The organism is Mycobacterium sp. PS03-16 (assembly GCF_004570325.1).
GTDB lineage: Bacteria > Actinomycetota > Actinomycetes > Mycobacteriales > Mycobacteriaceae > Mycobacterium.
On record NZ_SPQO01000016.1, the window covers coordinates 104,932 to 120,456 of the forward strand.

15 protein-coding genes and 2 pseudogenes are annotated in these 15,525 nt (G+C 69.9%); 7 read left to right on the forward strand and 10 right to left on the reverse strand.

All coding sequences use genetic code 11. From position 1 onward, the window contains the following. Positions 1 to 77 precede the first annotated feature (77 nt). Positions 78 to 449, reverse strand: coding sequence for a DUF732 domain-containing protein (locus tag E4P42_RS15385; RefSeq protein WP_135126937.1), 372 nt, complete (start codon positions 447 to 449; stop codon positions 78 to 80). A gap of 103 nt (positions 450 to 552) precedes the next feature. On the opposite strand from E4P42_RS15385, the gene E4P42_RS15390 reads away from it, so the two are divergent. Beyond that, the gene (locus E4P42_RS15390) at positions 553 to 1,383 is read left to right on the forward strand and encodes an SDR family oxidoreductase (RefSeq protein ID WP_135126938.1); all 831 of its coding nucleotides are present in this window, start codon (positions 553 to 555) and stop codon (positions 1,381 to 1,383) included. Here E4P42_RS15390 and E4P42_RS15395 read toward each other — a convergent pair whose 3' ends face one another. Continuing rightward, positions 1,384 to 2,220 (reverse strand): glycine betaine ABC transporter substrate-binding protein, encoded by an 837-nt coding sequence (locus E4P42_RS15395; RefSeq protein ID WP_167759496.1) that lies wholly within the window; start codon positions 2,218 to 2,220, stop codon positions 1,384 to 1,386. An 8-nt stretch (positions 2,221 to 2,228) separates the two neighbouring features. Next, positions 2,229 to 3,404: an NADP-dependent malic enzyme gene (locus E4P42_RS15400; protein ID WP_135126961.1), complete on the reverse strand. Its 1,176-nt coding sequence runs from the start codon at positions 3,402 to 3,404 to the stop codon at positions 2,229 to 2,231. 141 nt (positions 3,405 to 3,545) lie between these two features. On the opposite strand from E4P42_RS15400, the gene corA reads away from it, so the two are divergent. Continuing rightward, the gene (gene corA, locus E4P42_RS15405) at positions 3,546 to 4,655 is read left to right on the forward strand and encodes a magnesium/cobalt transporter CorA (RefSeq protein ID WP_135126939.1); all 1,110 of its coding nucleotides are present in this window, start codon (positions 3,546 to 3,548) and stop codon (positions 4,653 to 4,655) included. Here the strand turns inward: corA and E4P42_RS15410 are convergent. From E4P42_RS15410 to E4P42_RS15435, 6 genes are all read right to left on the reverse strand, one after another. Next, entirely contained in the window at positions 4,652 to 5,245 is a 594-nt protein-coding gene (locus tag E4P42_RS15410; protein WP_135126940.1) for a suppressor of fused domain protein, read from the reverse strand. The two genes, corA and E4P42_RS15410, sit on opposite strands and share 4 nt — an antisense overlap. After that, positions 5,242 to 6,495 carry an ABC transporter ATP-binding protein gene (locus E4P42_RS15415; RefSeq protein WP_135126941.1) on the reverse strand — a complete coding sequence of 418 codons (1,254 nt, stop codon included), beginning with the start codon at positions 6,493 to 6,495 and terminating at the stop codon, positions 5,242 to 5,244. Before E4P42_RS15415 ends, E4P42_RS15410 begins: the two co-directional genes overlap by 4 nt. Before the next feature lie 4 nt (positions 6,496 to 6,499). Continuing rightward, positions 6,500 to 7,324, reverse strand: coding sequence for a carbohydrate ABC transporter permease (locus tag E4P42_RS15420; RefSeq protein WP_209305787.1), 825 nt, complete (start codon positions 7,322 to 7,324; stop codon positions 6,500 to 6,502). A 104-nt stretch (positions 7,325 to 7,428) separates the two neighbouring features. After that, a complete protein-coding gene (locus tag E4P42_RS15425) occupies positions 7,429 to 8,286 on the reverse strand; it encodes a carbohydrate ABC transporter permease (RefSeq protein ID WP_245234042.1) in 858 nt (285 codons plus the stop codon). A gap of 83 nt (positions 8,287 to 8,369) precedes the next feature. Continuing rightward, positions 8,370 to 9,812 (reverse strand): ABC transporter substrate-binding protein, encoded by a 1,443-nt coding sequence (locus E4P42_RS15430; RefSeq protein ID WP_167759497.1) that lies wholly within the window; start codon positions 9,810 to 9,812, stop codon positions 8,370 to 8,372. Between the two features lie 176 nt (positions 9,813 to 9,988). Further along, positions 9,989 to 10,516 (reverse strand): general stress protein, encoded by a 528-nt coding sequence (locus E4P42_RS15435; RefSeq protein WP_135126945.1) that lies wholly within the window; start codon positions 10,514 to 10,516, stop codon positions 9,989 to 9,991. Between the two features lie 133 nt (positions 10,517 to 10,649). Between E4P42_RS15435 and E4P42_RS15440 the strand changes: the two genes are divergently transcribed. After that, positions 10,650 to 11,282, forward strand: a complete 633-nt coding sequence (locus E4P42_RS15440; protein ID WP_135126946.1) for a DUF4190 domain-containing protein — start codon at positions 10,650 to 10,652, stop codon at positions 11,280 to 11,282. Between the two features lie 6 nt (positions 11,283 to 11,288). Here E4P42_RS15440 and E4P42_RS15445 read toward each other — a convergent pair whose 3' ends face one another. Then, positions 11,289 to 12,239: a CoA ester lyase gene (locus tag E4P42_RS15445; protein WP_135126962.1), complete on the reverse strand. Its 951-nt coding sequence runs from the start codon at positions 12,237 to 12,239 to the stop codon at positions 11,289 to 11,291. 55 nt (positions 12,240 to 12,294) lie between these two features. Here E4P42_RS15445 and E4P42_RS15450 point away from each other — a divergent pair, with 55 nt between their 5' ends. The 4 genes and pseudogenes from E4P42_RS15450 to E4P42_RS27720 form a co-directional block, all read left to right on the forward strand. Further along, positions 12,295 to 13,590, forward strand: a complete 1,296-nt coding sequence (locus E4P42_RS15450; protein WP_135126947.1) for a magnesium transporter MgtE N-terminal domain-containing protein — start codon at positions 12,295 to 12,297, stop codon at positions 13,588 to 13,590. Then, positions 13,587 to 14,135 carry a DUF1003 domain-containing protein gene (locus E4P42_RS15455; RefSeq protein WP_135126948.1) on the forward strand — a complete coding sequence of 183 codons (549 nt, stop codon included), beginning with the start codon at positions 13,587 to 13,589 and terminating at the stop codon, positions 14,133 to 14,135. Before E4P42_RS15450 ends, E4P42_RS15455 begins: the two co-directional genes overlap by 4 nt. 681 nt (positions 14,136 to 14,816) lie before the next feature. Continuing rightward, positions 14,817 to 14,891: pseudogene (locus tag E4P42_RS27715) on the forward strand (lytic murein transglycosylase); the annotation flags it as partial. A gap of 390 nt (positions 14,892 to 15,281) precedes the next feature. Further along, a pseudogene (locus E4P42_RS27720) lies at positions 15,282 to 15,525 on the forward strand (hypothetical protein); the annotation flags it as partial.

Here is a 15,525-nt window from a genome sequence, read left to right on the forward strand (position 1 = left end):
TTCAGATAGCAGTCAGGGTCGTGATCCTCCGCGGATCACGACCCTGACTTCTCTTTCGGGGCTCGGCCGGCGCGCCGCTACAGCCCCGGCAGCGGGATCGGCGACTGACCGTAGGCCAGCGCCGCCACCGCGCCCGGGCAGAAGATCTGGATCGCCAGGCCGGTGAACATCGTGGCCGGGCCGAGCGGACGGCCGATCGCTTCGGAGACGTCGGCGGCGACGTTGGCCAGGTTCTGACCCGGTTCGGCCAGCATCGGGCACACCTGCTGGCCGACGCGGGCGGCGGTGGCCGAGTCGAGACCGGCCAGCCCGGGCCCGTCGAGGGCGGCGAGGAACACGTCGGTGGCGGTGTCGGCGTGGGCGGTGGCCGGTCCGGCAGAGAGCGCCGCGCCCATCAGGCCGGCGGAGACGGCGAGCGTGGCGGCGGCCGTGCGGGTGGTGCGCTTCATGCCAGGACCATCGCCCCGCGGCGCCCGGCCGTTACCCCACTGCGGCGGTACCGCAGGTACCGACTAGCCTCGACACGAGTCAACCGACACGAGGAGACAACGCATGCAGGGCTTCGCCGGAAAGGTCGCCGTCGTCACCGGCGCCGGGTCGGGAATCGGTCAGGCACTGGCCATCGAGCTGGCCCGCTCCGGCGCCAGCGTCGCGATCAGCGACGTCAACACCGAGGGACTCGCCGACACCGAGCGGCGTATCAAGGAGATCGGCGCGCCGGTGAAGGCCGATCGGCTCGACGTCACCGAACGCGAGGCGTTCCTGCTCTACGCCGACGAGGTCAGGGAGCACTTCGGCAAGGTCAACCAGATCTACAACAACGCCGGCATCGCGTTCACCGGTGACATCGAGGTCAGCCAGTTCAAGGACATCGAACGGGTGATGGACGTCGACTTCTGGGGCGTCGTCAACGGCACCAAGGCGTTCCTGCCGCACCTCATCGCCTCCGGTGACGGCCACGTCGTCAACGTCTCCAGCGTGTTCGGCTTGTTCTCGGTGCCCGGCCAGGCCGCTTACAACGCCGCGAAGTTCGCGGTGCGCGGCTTCACCGAGGCGCTGCGCCAGGAGATGGCCGTGGCCGGTCACCCGGTGAAGGTGACGACCGTGCATCCCGGGGGCATCAAGACCGCGATCGCCCGCAACGCCACCGCCGCCGAGGGCCTCGACCCGCAGGAGCTGGCCAAGACCTTCGACCGCAAGCTCGCCACCACCTCACCGGAGACCGCGGCGCGGGTCATCCTCGACGGGGTGCGCAAGAACAAGGCCCGCGTGCTCATCGGCAACGACGCGAAGGTGCTCGACATCATCGTGCGCGTCACCGGCCCGCACTACCAGCGGCTGTTCTCGTCGGTGACCTCGAAGCTGATGCCCTCGACGCACTAGTCAGTCCCGCAGGGGGTGCTCGGCGAGCCATTCGTCGGCCACCACGGCCGGGTCGGCGCCGTCGTTCACCCGGCCCCGCATCTCGGCGAGCGCCGCGGTGTCGAGCACCCCGGCGACCTCGTTGAGCGCGAGGATCTGCGCCTCGCCCAGCGTGTTGCGCCGGTACAGCGGCACCACGTTCTCCGCCCGGATCAGCGACGTGCCGTCGGCGAGCAGCACCACGTCGGCCGGAACACCCGGCGCAGCCGTCGTCGTCCACGCCGCGTCGATACGGCCGGCCCGCAGCGCGGCGAACATCGCGTCCGCGTTGGTGAATGTCTGCGGTCCGGGTAGCCGGCAGGTGCCGACCGCGGCCGGCGGGCGGTTCCCGCGCACCGCACCGAAGCGCACTTCGCCGCACCGTCGGGTCAGCGCGGACAGTTCCCCGCCGCCCCACTCCGCCGCGGTGGCCTCGGTGACCGCGACGGCGGGTTTGTCCTCCGCCGAGGTGGTGTAGTCACCGGCTGCCACCCCCTCGGGCAGCGACGAGATCATCTGCCGGTAGACCTGCTCGTCGGCGCGCGCGGTCGCGCCGGGCTGGAAACGCTCGAGCAGCCGGCCGGTGAAGCCGGGCACCACCGACACCTCGCCGGCGTCGAGCGCGCGCAATGGCTCGGCCGACGGTTCGACCCGGGTGCCGGTGCCGTAGTACCGCAGGGCCGCCGCGTACAGGTGCGCGGTGAGCTGCGATTCGGCGTCCTCTCCCGACCCCAGGGTCAGCGAGGGGCCGGGCGCCGGGTTACCGCACGCGGTCAGCACCACCGCGCACACGGCCACCATCAGCCGGCGCAACGCCATGCGGCGGCTCAGGATTGCTCGGTGTCAGTCTGGCTCGCCGCCGCCACGGCCTTGGCGACCGCGGGGCCGACCCGCGGATCCAGCGCGCTGGGCACGATGCGGTCCACCGCGAGCTCGTCGCCGACCACCGAGAAGATCGCCTCGGCGGCCGCCACCTTCATTCGCTCGGTGATGCGGCGTGCACCGGCGTCCAGCGCGCCGCGGAACACCCCGGGAAACGCCAGCACGTTGTTGATCTGATTCGGGAAGTCGCTACGCCCGGTCGCCACCACGGCGGCGTGCTTGCGCGCGGCGTCGGGATGGATCTCCGGGTCCGGGTTGGACAGCGCGAACACGATGCCGCCGGGGGCCATGGTGGCGATCAGCGCCTCGGGCACCACACCGGCCGACAGACCCAGGAACATGTCGGCGCCGTGGAGCGCCTCGGCGACACCGCCGGTGCGGCCCGCCGGATTGGTGCGTTCGGCCAATTCGGCCTTGACCGGGTTGAGGTCGTCGCGGCCGGTGTGCACGATGCCCTTGCTGTCGAGCACGGTGATGTCGGCGACGCCCGCCGCCAGCAGGATGTTCGCGCACGCCACCCCGGCGGCGCCGGCGCCGGAGATCACGATGCGCAGCGTGTGCATGTCGCGGTCGAGGACCTTGCAGGCCCCCATCAGCGCGCCCAGCACGACGATCGCGGTGCCGTGCTGGTCGTCGTGCATGACGGGGCAGTCCAGTGCCTCGATGACGCGGCGTTCGATCTCGAAGCAGCGCGGCGCCGAGATGTCCTCGAGGTTGACCGCGCCGAAGGTGGGCCGCAGCCGCACCAGGGTCTCGACGATCTCGTCGGGGTCCTTGGTGTCCAGCACGATCGGGATGGAATCGAGCCCGCCGAACGTCTTGAACAGCGCGCTCTTACCCTCCATCACCGGCAGCGACGCCGCCGGGCCGATGTCGCCGAGGCCCAGCACGGCGCTGCCGTCGCTGACCACCGCCACCAGCCGGTTGGCCCAGGTGTAGCGGGCCGCCAGCGTGGGGTCGGCGGCGATGGCGCGGCTCACCTGCGCCACCCCCGGCGTGTAGGCGATCGACAGGGCGCGCTGGGTGTCCAACGGCTCCTTGAGTTCCACCGAGAGTTTGCCACCCTCGTGAGCAGCGAAGATCTCGGCCTCGTCGATGACGACCTGCGGTGTGCGCACCATCTCAGTCACGGCGCTACAGTATCGGACCCCGGCTTCTCACCGGGTGCCCTTCCCCCTCGGTGAGAACGGGCTCCCACAGAACTGGCGCGTACCATCTGTGCAGGTCCGACCCGGGCCGATCGCCGTCGAGGGGAGGTTCGCATGCCGTCGTTCCGCGCCTTGCCACCGTCGCTGCTGCGCCAGGGCGGCCGGCCGAACACCTCGATCGAACCCGACGCCCGCAGCATTCACGTCCCGGTCGCCCGCGCGACGGTGGACTGCGGCGTCTACGCCGGCGGGACCCGGCTGCCCGGCAAGTACACCCACGGCGCCGCCCTGGCCAAGGTCCGCGAACTCGAGGGCGAAGGCACGTCCGCGTTCGTCTGGATCGGACTGCACGAACCCGACGAACATCAGATGCAGGCGGTCGCCGACGTGTTCGGCCTGCACGAACTCGCGGTCGAGGATGCGGTGCACGCCCATCAGCGGCCCAAGCTCGAACGCTACGACGACACCCTGTTCCTGGTGCTCAAGACCATCACCTATGTGGAACACGAATCGGTCGCCAAGACGCACGAGATCGTGGAGACCGGCGAGATCATGATCTTCGTCGGCACCGACTTCGTGGTCACGGTCCGCCACGGCGACCACGGCGGACTGGCCGGAGTGCGCCACCGGATGGACACGAACCCGGCGCGCTGCACACTCGGGCCGTACGCGGTGATGCACGCGATCGCCGACCACGTCGTCGACTCCTACCTCGACGTCACCGATTCGGTCGAGACCGACATCGACGCGTTGGAGGAGAACGTCTTCTCCCCCCGCAGCGCCACCGACATCGAACAGATCTATCTGGTGAAGCGGGAGGTCGTCGAGATGCGGCGGGCGATCAGCCCGCTGACCCTGGCGCTGCAGCGCATCGGCAGCGACCACAACGACCTGATCTCCAAGGAGATCCGGCGCTACTTCCGCGACGTCCTCGACCACAACACCCAGGCCGCCGACCGCATCGCCAGCTACGACGAGGTGCTCAGTTCGCTGGTGCAGGCCGCGGTGGGCAAGGTGTCGATGCAGCAGAACATCGACATGCGCAAGATCTCGGCGTACGTGGCGATCGCGGCCGTCCCGACGGCGATGGCGGGCATCTACGGCATGAACTTCGACAACATGCCCGAACTGCACTGGACCTACGGCTATCCGGCGGTGCTGGCGGTGATGGCGGCGATCTGCTTCCTGCTGTACCGCACGTTCCGGCGCAACCACTGGCTCTAGGACGGACTGGCCGCCCGCCTGGCCGGGTCCAGGACGTCGACCCCGTCGCTGACCCACGCCTCGCGCATCGCGTCGGCGCCTTTGAGCCGGACCCACGCGGCCTCGGTCGCGGTGATCGGCGTCGCCGAGAAGATCCGCACCGCAGGCATCGGACCGGGAAGCTCGACGTCGTCGATATCGCTGTCGCCCAACAGGAACGCGGTGAACGGGGCGCCCTCCCACAGCGGTGACTCGAGGTCGATCAGCGCGCCGGCCTCGAGCACCAACCCCTCCACCGCGGGCGCCGCGGCCACCACCGCGACCGAGCGGGCGAGGCCCTTCGGCGTCGACCCGCGCAGGGACACCACGATCTCCGCGCGGGGGCCGTGCACCGGGTCGGTCACCATCTCGGTCGGGTCGAACATCGGGTGCCGCGAACAGCCCAGCGACACGTAGTGTGCGACGCCGTGCGAATCCGGCCCGAAGCGCAGCACCTCGACCTGCTCGGTGCCCAGGAACGTCACGGTCGCGGCGACGGGTTCGGCGTCGATCCCGTTCCGGCGGTAGTGCGCGCCCAGGTGGGCGCGCACCGCGGCCAGGACGTCGGTCACTCGGCCGGCTTGGCCGGTTCCTCACCCGCGTCCGCGAGGGCCCGCTCGTCGGGCTCGGGGGTGACCGGCGGCGTGGGTGCGTCGCTGCCTGCGGGCGGAATCGTGAGGTTCTCCCCCGACTCGGCGTCGAAGATCACCAGCTTCGACGTGTCGAACGCCAGCGACACGGTCTCGCCCTGTCGGGCGGTGGATTCGGTGGACACCCTCGCGACGAACTCGTCTTCGCCCGTCCCGGACTCCAGCGCCGCCAACTGGTCGGCGTGCGCACTGGCGCCTTCGATGCGGAAGTGGATGTACTTCTCGGCGCCCAGCGACTCGACCAGGTCCGCCTTGACGTCGAAGGTGAGCGCCCGAATCCGCGCGTAGCCGTCGAGGACCGCCGCGTCCTCGAGATGCTCGGGACGCACACCGACGATGACCTTCTTCGGCTTGCCGCGCCGATTGACGAGGTCGTACATCTCGGTGGTCAGCGTGACCTCACCGAACGGCAGCCGCACCCCGACATCGGTCATCTCCGCCGGGAAGAAATTCATCGCCGGGGATCCGATGAAGCCGGCGACGAACAGGTTGGCCGGCCGGTTGTACAGCTCTTCGGGCGACCCGATCTGCTGTGCCACCCCGGCCAGCATGACCACCACGCGGTCACCGAGCGTCATGGCCTCGGTCTGATCGTGGGTGACGTACACGGTGGTCGTCCCCAACCGGTCCTGCAGCCGGGAGATCTCCGTGCGCATCTGCACGCGCAGTTTGGCGTCCAGGTTGCTCAACGGTTCGTCCATCAGGAATGCCTTGGGATTGCGCACGATCGCCCGCCCCATCGCCACGCGCTGGCGCTGGCCGCCGGAGAGCTGACCGGGTTTGCGGTCCAGCAGTTCGGCGAGGTCGAGGATCTTGGCCACCTCCTCCACCTTGGCGTTGATGTCCTCCTTGCGGACCTTGGCCAGCGTGAGCGGGAAGCCGATGTTCTGCCGTACGGACATGTGCGGGTACAGCGCGTAGGACTGGAACACCATCGCGATGTCGCGATCCTTGGGTGCCTTGTCGTTGACCCGCTGCCCGCCGATGCGCAGTTCACCCGACGAGATGTCCTCCAGCCCCGCGATCATGTTCAGCGTCGTGGACTTTCCGCACCCGGACGGGCCGACCAGGATGATGAACTCGCCGTCGGCGATCGTGATCGACAGATCCTTCACGGCCGTCGCGCCGTTGGGGTAGCTCTTGGTCACCCGGTCCAAGACGATCTCGGCCATCGAATTACCCCTTCACCGCACCGGACGTCAGCCCGGCGACAATCCGTCGCTGGAAGATGAGAACAAAGATAATGATCGGAATCGTGATCACCATCGCGCCGGCGGCGATGGACCCGGTCGGCTCCTCGAACTGCGAACTGCCGGTGAAGTTCGCGATCGCCACCGGTGCGGTGATCGCCCGTTCCGTCGCGGTCAGCGACAGGGCCAGCAGCAGGTCGTTCCAGGCGAAGATGAACACCAGAATGGCGGCGGTGACGATGCCCGGCGCGGCCAGCGGCGCGATCACGCGGCGGAACGCCTGCGCCGGGGTGGCGCCGTCCATCTTCGCGGCCTTCTCCAGATCCCACGGGATCTCCCGGAAGAACGCCGACAGCGTGTAGATCGCCAGCGGCAGCGCGAACGTGATGTAAGGGATGATCAGGCCGGGCCAGGTGTCGAACAGGCCGAGGCTGCGCTCGATGTTGAACAACGGTGTCACCAGCGAGATCTGGGGGAACATCGCGATCAGCAGCGCCACCCCGATCAGCAGCCGCTTACCGGGGAACGCCAAGCGCGCCACCGCGTAGGCGGCCATCCCCCCGAACAGCACCGCGATCACGGTGGTGATCAGCCCGATACCGATCGAATTGATCAGCGCGGAGGAGAACGCGTTGCCCGAGAAGATCCCCTTGTAGTTGTCGAAGGTGATCTCACTGGGAATGAGCTTGCCGTCCTTGACACTCGACGTCGGCTTCAGCGACAGCGACAGGATCCACAGCACCGGGAACAGCGCGTAGAGCACCACCAGGATGTTGATGACGGCCCATCCGGTCGCCCGACCGGCACCCACCCGCTCGTTCACCTGTGTCCTCCGCTCTTCGCGCAAGCGCTCATCGGTGCCCTCCGCTCTTCGCGCAAGCGCTCATCGGTGCCCTCCGCTCTTCGCGCAAGCGCTCATCGCCGCGCCTCCGCATCGTCGGAGCCTGGGGCCGAGGCCCCGAACAGCTTGATGTAGATGAACGCGATGATCGCCACCGACAGGAAGATCAACACGCTGATCGCCGAACCGAGCCCGAGGTTGAATGCCTTGAACAGGTTGTCGTAGCCCAGGATCGACACCGATCCGGTGTTGTTCGCCCCCGCGGTCAGCACGTAGATGTTGTCGAAGATGCGGAACGCGTCGAGCGTGCGGAACAGCAGCGCCACCAGGATGGCCGGTTTGATCAGCGGCAGAATGACTTTCACCAGCCGCTTCCACGCGCCGGCGCCGTCCATCTGCGCGGCGTTGAGCAGATCCTGCGGCACCAGCGCCAATCCGGACAGCAGCAGCAGCGCCATGAACGGCGTGGTCTTCCACACCTCGGCGAGCACGACGATCGCCAGCGACGGCAACTGTTCGGTCAGCGGCGCACTGCCTTCGGGCAGCAGGTTGGCCAAATATCCGGTGCCCGGCGTCCACGCGTAGTACCAGCTGTAGGACGCGGCCACCGTGACGATGCCGTACGGCACCAGGATCGCGGTGCGCACCACGCCCTTACCGAAGATCGTCCGGTGCATCACCAGCGCGAGCGCCATGCCGAGGACGAACTCGATGGCCACCGAGACGATCGTGATGCCCAGCGTCACCGCGAACGCGCTCCACCAGTACCCGTCGCTGAGCACCGTGATGTAGTTCTGCAGCCCGACGAATTCGGTGTCCGCCGGCTGGGCCAGGTTGTAGCGCTGCAGGCTCAGCCACACCGAGTACGCGATCGGGTACGCGGTGACCGCGAGCATCAGGAAGACCGCGGGCGAGATCAGCAGGAACGCCAGCCGCCGCTCGGACCTGCTGTCGTCGGTGCCGCCGGTGGCCGCGGTGGGCGGCGCGGTGGTGGTCGCGGGTTCCGCGGTGGCCGTCACGGGATCAACCCCTTGCCGTCGATGGCTTTCTGCACCTGCTCGGCGAGTTCGTCGGCCGTGCGTTCCGGGTCGATGTCGGTGATCGGCGACAGCGCCACCGAGATGCGCGTCGAAACCGCCTGATAGGACGGCGTGGCCGGCCGCACCGCCGCGTTGATCAACTGCTGGCGGATGATGTCGTACTGCGGGTAGCGGGCCTGGAACGCCGGATCGTCGTAGAGCGAGGCGCGCACCGCGGGCAGGCCACCTTCGACCGACGTGTAGCGCTGGTTCTCCTGGTTGCGCAGGCAGCGGATCGCCTCGAAGGCCTCGGCGCGGTGCCGGCTGGTATTGGCGACCGCCAGGTTCAGCCCGCCGAGCGTCACGCGGGCCTCCTGGCCCTCCTGCACCGCCGGGAACGGCGCGAACCCGAACACCTCGCGGCTCGCATCGTAGGCGGCGCGGAACTGCTCGTCGGTGGGTGAGAAGGTGCCCGCGTCGTTGATCGCGTCCGCCAGGTCCGGTCGCTGGTTGAGGGGCAGGAAGCCGACGCCACCCTTGACCGCGTTCTCCAGCATCGACGGCAGCACGAACGGCCAGTTCACCTCGAGCGCGGCTTTGCCCTGCTCGAGCGCCAGCCGCGCGGTGCCCTCATCGGTCTGGGTGATCGAGGGGTCCGCGCCGGGGGCGGTGGCGACGGCCTTGATGATTTCCAGTGCCTTGACCGTCGCCGCCCGGTGTTCGGGGGTGTCGGTCAGCGTGACGGTCTCGCCGTCGTCGGAGAGCACCTGGCCGCCCGCGCTCTCGAGCAGCGTGTTGAACCACACCACCAGGCCTTCGTACTGTTTGGCCTGCACCGCGATCCAGCTGGGCTTGCCCTCCGCGTGCAGGCGGGTGGCCTCGGCCACCATCGCGTCCCAGGTCTGCGGCGGCTGGGCCATCAGATCGGCGCGATACCAGAGCAACTGGGTGTTGGTGGTGACGGGCGCCGCGTAGAGCTTGTCCTGCCAGGTCGCCGTCTCCAGCGGACCGGGCAGCGTGTCGGTGGTGGCGTCGCGTTCGGCCAGCCCCGCCGGGTCGTCGGACAGCGGAAGCGCCCAGCCCGCTTCGGCGAACTCCGCCGTCCAGACCACGTCGAGCGCCATCACGTCGAGCGACGAGTCGTTACCGGTCAGCCGGCGCGCGAGTTGCAGCCGCTGATCGTCGGCGCCCTTGGGCAAGCTGAGCTGCTGAATGGTGAACCGCCCACCGAGCTGTTCGTTGCACCGCTGCGCGACCGCGGTGAACGTCGCCATCTCGTTGGCCGGCGTGTAGAAGTTGATGACCAGTCCGCCGCCGCCGGAACTGCACGCCGACACTGTCGACGCCGCCGTCAGCGCGGCGAGTGCTGCAGCACAGAGCCGCCGAGCCCGCAACGCGCGCCTCCCGTCCGCCTCCGAAAAGCCGCCGGAGCAGCGCATCGGAGCCGTGTCCGATACCGCCGCCGGGGCCTTGGGCGGGAACCTCCCGCGGGCAAACCGTAGAGGCAGATGAGCGTGATGTGCAACACTTCGGCGCCCGAGCCGGACGATTCCTGGCCCGATCGTGACCTCAGCGTGTCATAGCCCGACGCGGCGTGACCGGGCGCGCGGGCGCCTCAGATCGTCAAGCGCGCCAGCAGATCCCGGCCCTGCTCGGCGGTCTGCGGGTCGCACAGCACGTCGTAGCGGCCGGCCACCAGCTGCATGGTCGAGCTGAAATCTCTTGTGCCGCGCGCCATCGCGTACGGGATCGCCGAGGTGATGAGACCGAAGAACACACCGGCCACCACACCGGTGAGCAGCGCGCTCCACGGATTCGGGCTGAAGAAGCCGAGGATCAGGCCGATGAACAGGCCCAGCCAGGCCCCGGTCAGCACACCGCCGCCGAGAACCTTGGGCCAGCTCAGCCGCCCGGTGACCCGCTCCACCTGCATCAGGTCGACGCCGACGATGGTCACCTGCTGCACCGGGAACTGCTGGTCGGACAGGTGGTCGACCGCGCGCTGCGCCTCGGCGTAGGTCGAGTAGGAACCGATCGGCCAGCCCTTCGGCGGCGTGGGCAACGCGGCCGGTCCACCGCGCACGGCCGACGGTCCCGCGGGCGTCGTCCCCGCGGCGGGTCCGGGCTGAAATGGGCTCGTCATCGCTCGTCATTCTCCTCTATGGACGCCGAAAATGGCAGGTCGTTCTCATGATGATCAACGCACGGGACGGCCGATTCGTGCCCGCTGGCCGAGCCCCGCCTACCCGTCGCGGCGTTGCGCTAGGTTGAAGACCATGACGAATCCGGACGGGGGCCGCGAACAGACGTCAGCAGGGGGCGGGGCATCCGAACCGGCCGCGAGCGGGTACGAACCGCCGCCCATCGAACAGGCCCGTCCCGACCAGCCGTCGGCCGGTTCGCCGGGAGCCCCCACCGATCCCACACCCGACTACGGCACGCCGCCGGCCTACGGCTACCCGCCGCCCAGCCCGGGTTACGACCAGCCGGGCTATTCCCCGACCTACGGCCAGCCGTCCGCGCCCGGCCCGGACTACCCGCCGCCGCCGAGCTACCCCGGCGGGTTCGGCAGTCCCTACGACAGCACCGCGGGCGCCTACCCGCCCCCGCCGCCGCCCGCGTATCAGCCCTACGGCGGTTACGGCGGTGGTGGCTACGGCTCCTACGGGGCCTACGGCGCCGCCCCGGGCAAGACCAACGCACTGGCGATCTGGGCGCTGGTCAGTTCGCTGCTCGGATTCCTGTGCTGCATCGGCTCGGTCGCCGGCGTCGCGCTGGGCGTCGTCTCGCTCAACCAGATCAAGCAGAACAACGAGAGCGGCCAGGGCATGGCCATGGCCGGCATCGTGATCGGCGTGGTCTCGCTGCTGATCAACATCGTCGTCGGCGTCGCCGTCATGAACGTCTGAGCAGGGTCAGGACGGCGGGCGGAACGGCTCGCCCGTCCGGGACATCCCCGCCGCGCGCCCCTTCCCCGCGATCACCAGCGCCATCTTGCGGCTGGCCTCGTCGATCATCTCCTCGCCGAGCATCACCGCCCCGCGGGCGCCGCCGGCCCGCGAGGTATGCCACTCGTAGGCCTCGAGGATCAGCTCGGCGTGGCCATAGTCCTGCTGGCGGGGGCTGAAGATCTCGTTGCCCGCGGTGATCTGGTCGGGATGCAGCACCCACTTGCCGTCGAACCCCAGCGCCGCCGACCGCCCGGCCACCCGCCGGAACGCCTCGACGTCGCGAACCTTGAGGAAGGGGCCGTCGATCGCGAGCACGCCGTGGGTGCGGGCGGCGATCAGAATGCGCATGAGCACGTGGTGGTAGGCGTCGCCGATGTCGTATCCCTCGGGCTGCTCCCCCACTACCAGCGTCCGCACGTTGAGGCTGGCCATGAGATCGGCCGGGCCCAGCACCAGCGCCTGCACCCGCGGGGCGGCCGCGATGGCGTCGACGTTCGTCAAGCCGCCGGCGTTCTCGATCTGCGCTTCGATGCCGATCCGGCCGACCGGCAGCCCGTGGGTGATCTCGAGCTGGGTGAGCAGCAGATCCAGCGCCTGCACGTGGGAGACGTCGGTGACCTTCGGCAGCACGATCACGTCCAGTCGCGCGCCCGCGGCCGAGACCACGTCGATCACGTCGGCGTGGGTCCACGGCGTGTTCCAGTCGTTGACCCGCACCCCGCGCAACTGGTCGCCCCAGCCGGATTCGGTGAGCGCCTCGGCCACCGCGGCGCGCGCCTCCGCCTTCGCCTCGGGCGCCACCGCGTCCTCCAGGTCGAGGAACACCTCGTCGGCCGCCAGCCCCTTGGCCTTCTGGATCATCTTGGCGCTGCTGCCCGGCACCGACAGGCAGGTCCGGCGCGGCCGGGCGGACATGGCCAGGACGGGTCGATTCGCGTTGCTCACGCGTCAACTCTCTACCCTTTGAGGCATGTCTGCGGTCAACAGGGTCTACGTCGCCCGACTCGCGGGGATGGTGGTGCTGGGTCCCGACGGCGAGTCGATCGGCCGCGTCCGCGACGTGGTGGTCAGCATCAGCATCGTGCGCCAGCAGCCGCGCGTCCTCGGTCTGGTCGTCGAACTGCTCACGCGCCGAAGAATTTTCGTGCCGATCCTGCGGGTCACCGCGATCGAGCCGAGCGCCGTCACGCTGACCACCGCCAACGTGTCTCTGCGCAAGTTCTCCCAGCGGCCCGGTGAGGTGCTGGTCCTGGGGCAGGTGCTGGAGACCCGGGTGCGCGTCGACGACCCCGACATGCCCCAGCTGACCGGAATCGATGTCGTGGTGGTCGATCTCGGCATCGAACCGACCCGCACCCGCGACTGGGTGGTCACCCGGGTCGCGGTGCGGGCGCACCGGCGGCTGGGCCGGCGCGCCAACATCCAGGTCGTCGAATGGCAGCACGTGCACGGCCTCACCCCATCGGGGCTGGCGATGCCCGACCAGGGAGTGGCCTCGCTGCTCGAGCAGTTCGAGGGGCAGCGGCCCATCGAGGTGGCCGAAGCCATCCGCGAGCTGCCGGCCAAACGCCGCTACGAACTGGTCAACGCGCTGGACGACGAGCGGCTGGCCGACGTGCTGCAGGAACTCCCCGAGGACGTGCAGGCCGACGTGCTGCGCCAGCTCAAGACCGACCGCGCCGCCGACGTGCTCGAGGCGATGGACCCCGACGACGCCGCCGACCTGCTCGGCTCGATGACCCCGGCGGACGCCGAGACGCTGCTGCGCCGCATGGACCCCGAGGACTCCGAGGACGTGCGCCGGCTGCTCGCCCACTCCCCGAACACCGCGGGCGGTCTGATGACGTCCGAACCGGTGGTGCTGGCGCCCGACGTCACGGTGGCCGAGGCGTTGGCCCGGGTGCGCGACCCCGACCTCACCCCCGCGCTGGCCTCGCTGGTGTTCGTGGTGCGCCCGCCGACGGCCACCCCGACCGGCCGCTACCTGGGCTGTGTGCACCTGCAGCGGCTGCTGCGTGAGCCGCCTGCCGCGCTGGTCAGCGGCATCCTCGACACCGACCTGCCGAGCCTGAGCCCGCAGGATTCGCTCGGCGGGGTGACCCGGTACTTCGCGGCCTACAATCTCGTCTGCGGTCCGGTGGTCGACGAGGAGAATCACCTGCTCGGCGCGGTGTCGGTCGACGACGTGCTGGACCACCTGCTTCCCGACGACTGGCGTGAGCGGGTCGAGGAACCCGAGATGACCAGCGCAGAAGGGACGTCATGAGCGATCTGTCGGCGCGCGGGCGGCTCGACACCCCGCGCTCCCCGCGCCGCTTCTCGTTCAACGTCGACCCCGAGGCCGTCGGCCGGGTCAGCGAGTCGATCGCCCGGTTCCTGGGCACCGGCCGGTACCTGGCCTGGCAGACGATCCTGGTCATCTTCTGGATCTGTCTCAACCTGTTCGCGGTCTCGCTGCAGTGGGACCCCTATCCGTTCATCCTGCTCAACCTGGCGTTCTCCACCCAGGCCGCCTACGCCGCCCCGCTGATCCTGCTGGCGCAGAACCGCCAGGAGAACCGCGACCGCGTCTCGCTGGAGGAGGACCGCCGACGCGCCACCCAGACCAAGGCCGACACCGAGTACCTGGCCCGCGAACTCGCCGCGCTGCGCCTGGCCGTCGGCGAGGTGGTGACCCGCGACTACCTGCGCCGAGAGCTCGAGGAGCTGCGCGAGATGGTGGCCGCGCTGCAGCAGTCCTTCGACGGCGACGGCGCCGAACCCGCGGTGCGCGCCGACGGCTCGGAGCGGCGGTCCAAACGAACCGGATGATCCGGTAAACGCATTGGTGCTACGCGCGTGACGCACGGTATGTATGGTGACTTGGTTCACATACCTCTCGAGGTCACCGCAGACGCTGAGGACGGTTGAGTGCACATAGGGGGAGGAGCCGCTCTCGACGCGGCACGACGCCGGGCGGGGCGGGCGCTGCGTGGGCCCGCAGCCGGCATCGCCATACTCGCCCCGCTGCTGTTGGCCGGTGCGGTCGGGGCGTCCGCGCCCCAGTCGCAGCATCCGGTCAGCGATGCCGCGGTCACACCGCTGGCCGCCGTCGAACCGTCACCGCGCGACCGGGCCGGCGCGTCGGTCGTCGCCGTCAAACGCCCGCCGGCCGACTTCCACATCGCGGCGTCGGCCGCCTCCTCCCCGCCGCCGGCGGTGGTGGTGAACTCCCCGGGCAGCCTCGGAATCCCCGCGATGGCGCTCAGCGCCTACCGCAACGCCGAACGGATGATGACCGCGGCGGTCCCGAAGTGCGGGGTGAGCTGGAACCTGCTCGCCGGCATCGGCCGCATCGAGTCCGGGCACGCCAACGGCGGCGCCACCGACAACCGCGGCACCGCGGTTCGCCCGATCTACGGTCCCGCGCTGGACGGCACACTGCCCGGCAACGAGGTCATCGAGTTGAGCCGCAACGCAGGGCGGGTGACCTACGCCAGGGCGATGGGCCCGATGCAGTTCCTGCCCGGCACCTGGGCCCGGTACGCCTCCGACGGCGACGGCGACGGCCGGGCCGACGTGCAGAATCTCTACGACTCCACGCTGGCCGCGGCCCGCTACCTGTGCAGCGGGGGGATGAACCTGCGCGATCCGTCGCAGGTGATGTCGGCGATCCTGCGCTACAACAACTCGGTGGCCTACGCCCGCAACGTGCTCAGCTGGGCCGGCGGCTACGCCACCGGTGTCGTCCCCATCGACCTGCCACCCATCACCGGGCCGGTGCCCGCGATGGGCGACACCCACCTCGACGCCCGCGAGGGCATCGGGCCGGGTCTGCCGGAGAACGCGACCGGCCTGCCCGCCGACGACCCGATGGCGCTGGTGCCGCTGATGAGCCGCAACGACGCCGGCCGCCTGCCCACCGGTGACGTGCCCGGCTTCGCCCCGGGCCAGCGCCTCGGCCCGCTGCCCGGCCCGGCCCCCGCCGCCCCGGCGGCTCCGTCGGGTGGACCCCGCCCCGACGATCTGACCTTCGACGCCGCCGACGCGACGGTCGCGCTGATCGCGCTGTCGGCCAAGATGCGGCTGGACCAGATCGAGGCGCTCGACTCCATCGAGACCATCACCGACGGTGCGTCCTCGCGGCGCAACCAGATGCTGGTCGACCTGGGATCCGAGCTCAACCTCGGCGCCATCGACGGTGCGGCCGAGGCCGACCTCG

Bases quoted from the DNA above. Each gene is read 5' to 3' on its own strand.
- E4P42_RS15385 (WP_135126937.1), bottom strand. From the start codon at position 449: ATGAAGCGCACCACCCGCACGGCCGCCGCCACGCTCGCCGTCTCCGCC.
- E4P42_RS15390 (WP_135126938.1), top strand. From the start codon at position 553: ATGCAGGGCTTCGCCGGAAAGGTCGCCGTCGTCACCGGCGCCGGGTCG.
- E4P42_RS15395 (WP_167759496.1), bottom strand. From the start codon at position 2,220: ATGGCGTTGCGCCGGCTGATGGTGGCCGTGTGCGCGGTGGTGCTGACC.
- E4P42_RS15400 (WP_135126961.1), bottom strand. From the start codon at position 3,404: ATGGTGCGCACACCGCAGGTCGTCATCGACGAGGCCGAGATCTTCGCT.
- corA (WP_135126939.1), top strand. From the start codon at position 3,546: ATGCCGTCGTTCCGCGCCTTGCCACCGTCGCTGCTGCGCCAGGGCGGC.
- E4P42_RS15415 (WP_135126941.1), bottom strand. From the start codon at position 6,495: ATGGCCGAGATCGTCTTGGACCGGGTGACCAAGAGCTACCCCAACGGC.
- E4P42_RS15430 (WP_167759497.1), bottom strand. From the start codon at position 9,812: ATGCGCTGCTCCGGCGGCTTTTCGGAGGCGGACGGGAGGCGCGCGTTG.
- E4P42_RS15435 (WP_135126945.1), bottom strand. From the start codon at position 10,516: ATGACGAGCCCATTTCAGCCCGGACCCGCCGCGGGGACGACGCCCGCG.
- E4P42_RS15440 (WP_135126946.1), top strand. From the start codon at position 10,650: ATGACGAATCCGGACGGGGGCCGCGAACAGACGTCAGCAGGGGGCGGG.
- E4P42_RS15445 (WP_135126962.1), bottom strand. From the start codon at position 12,239: ATGTCCGCCCGGCCGCGCCGGACCTGCCTGTCGGTGCCGGGCAGCAGC.
- E4P42_RS15450 (WP_135126947.1), top strand. From the start codon at position 12,295: ATGTCTGCGGTCAACAGGGTCTACGTCGCCCGACTCGCGGGGATGGTG.
- E4P42_RS15455 (WP_135126948.1), top strand. From the start codon at position 13,587: ATGAGCGATCTGTCGGCGCGCGGGCGGCTCGACACCCCGCGCTCCCCG.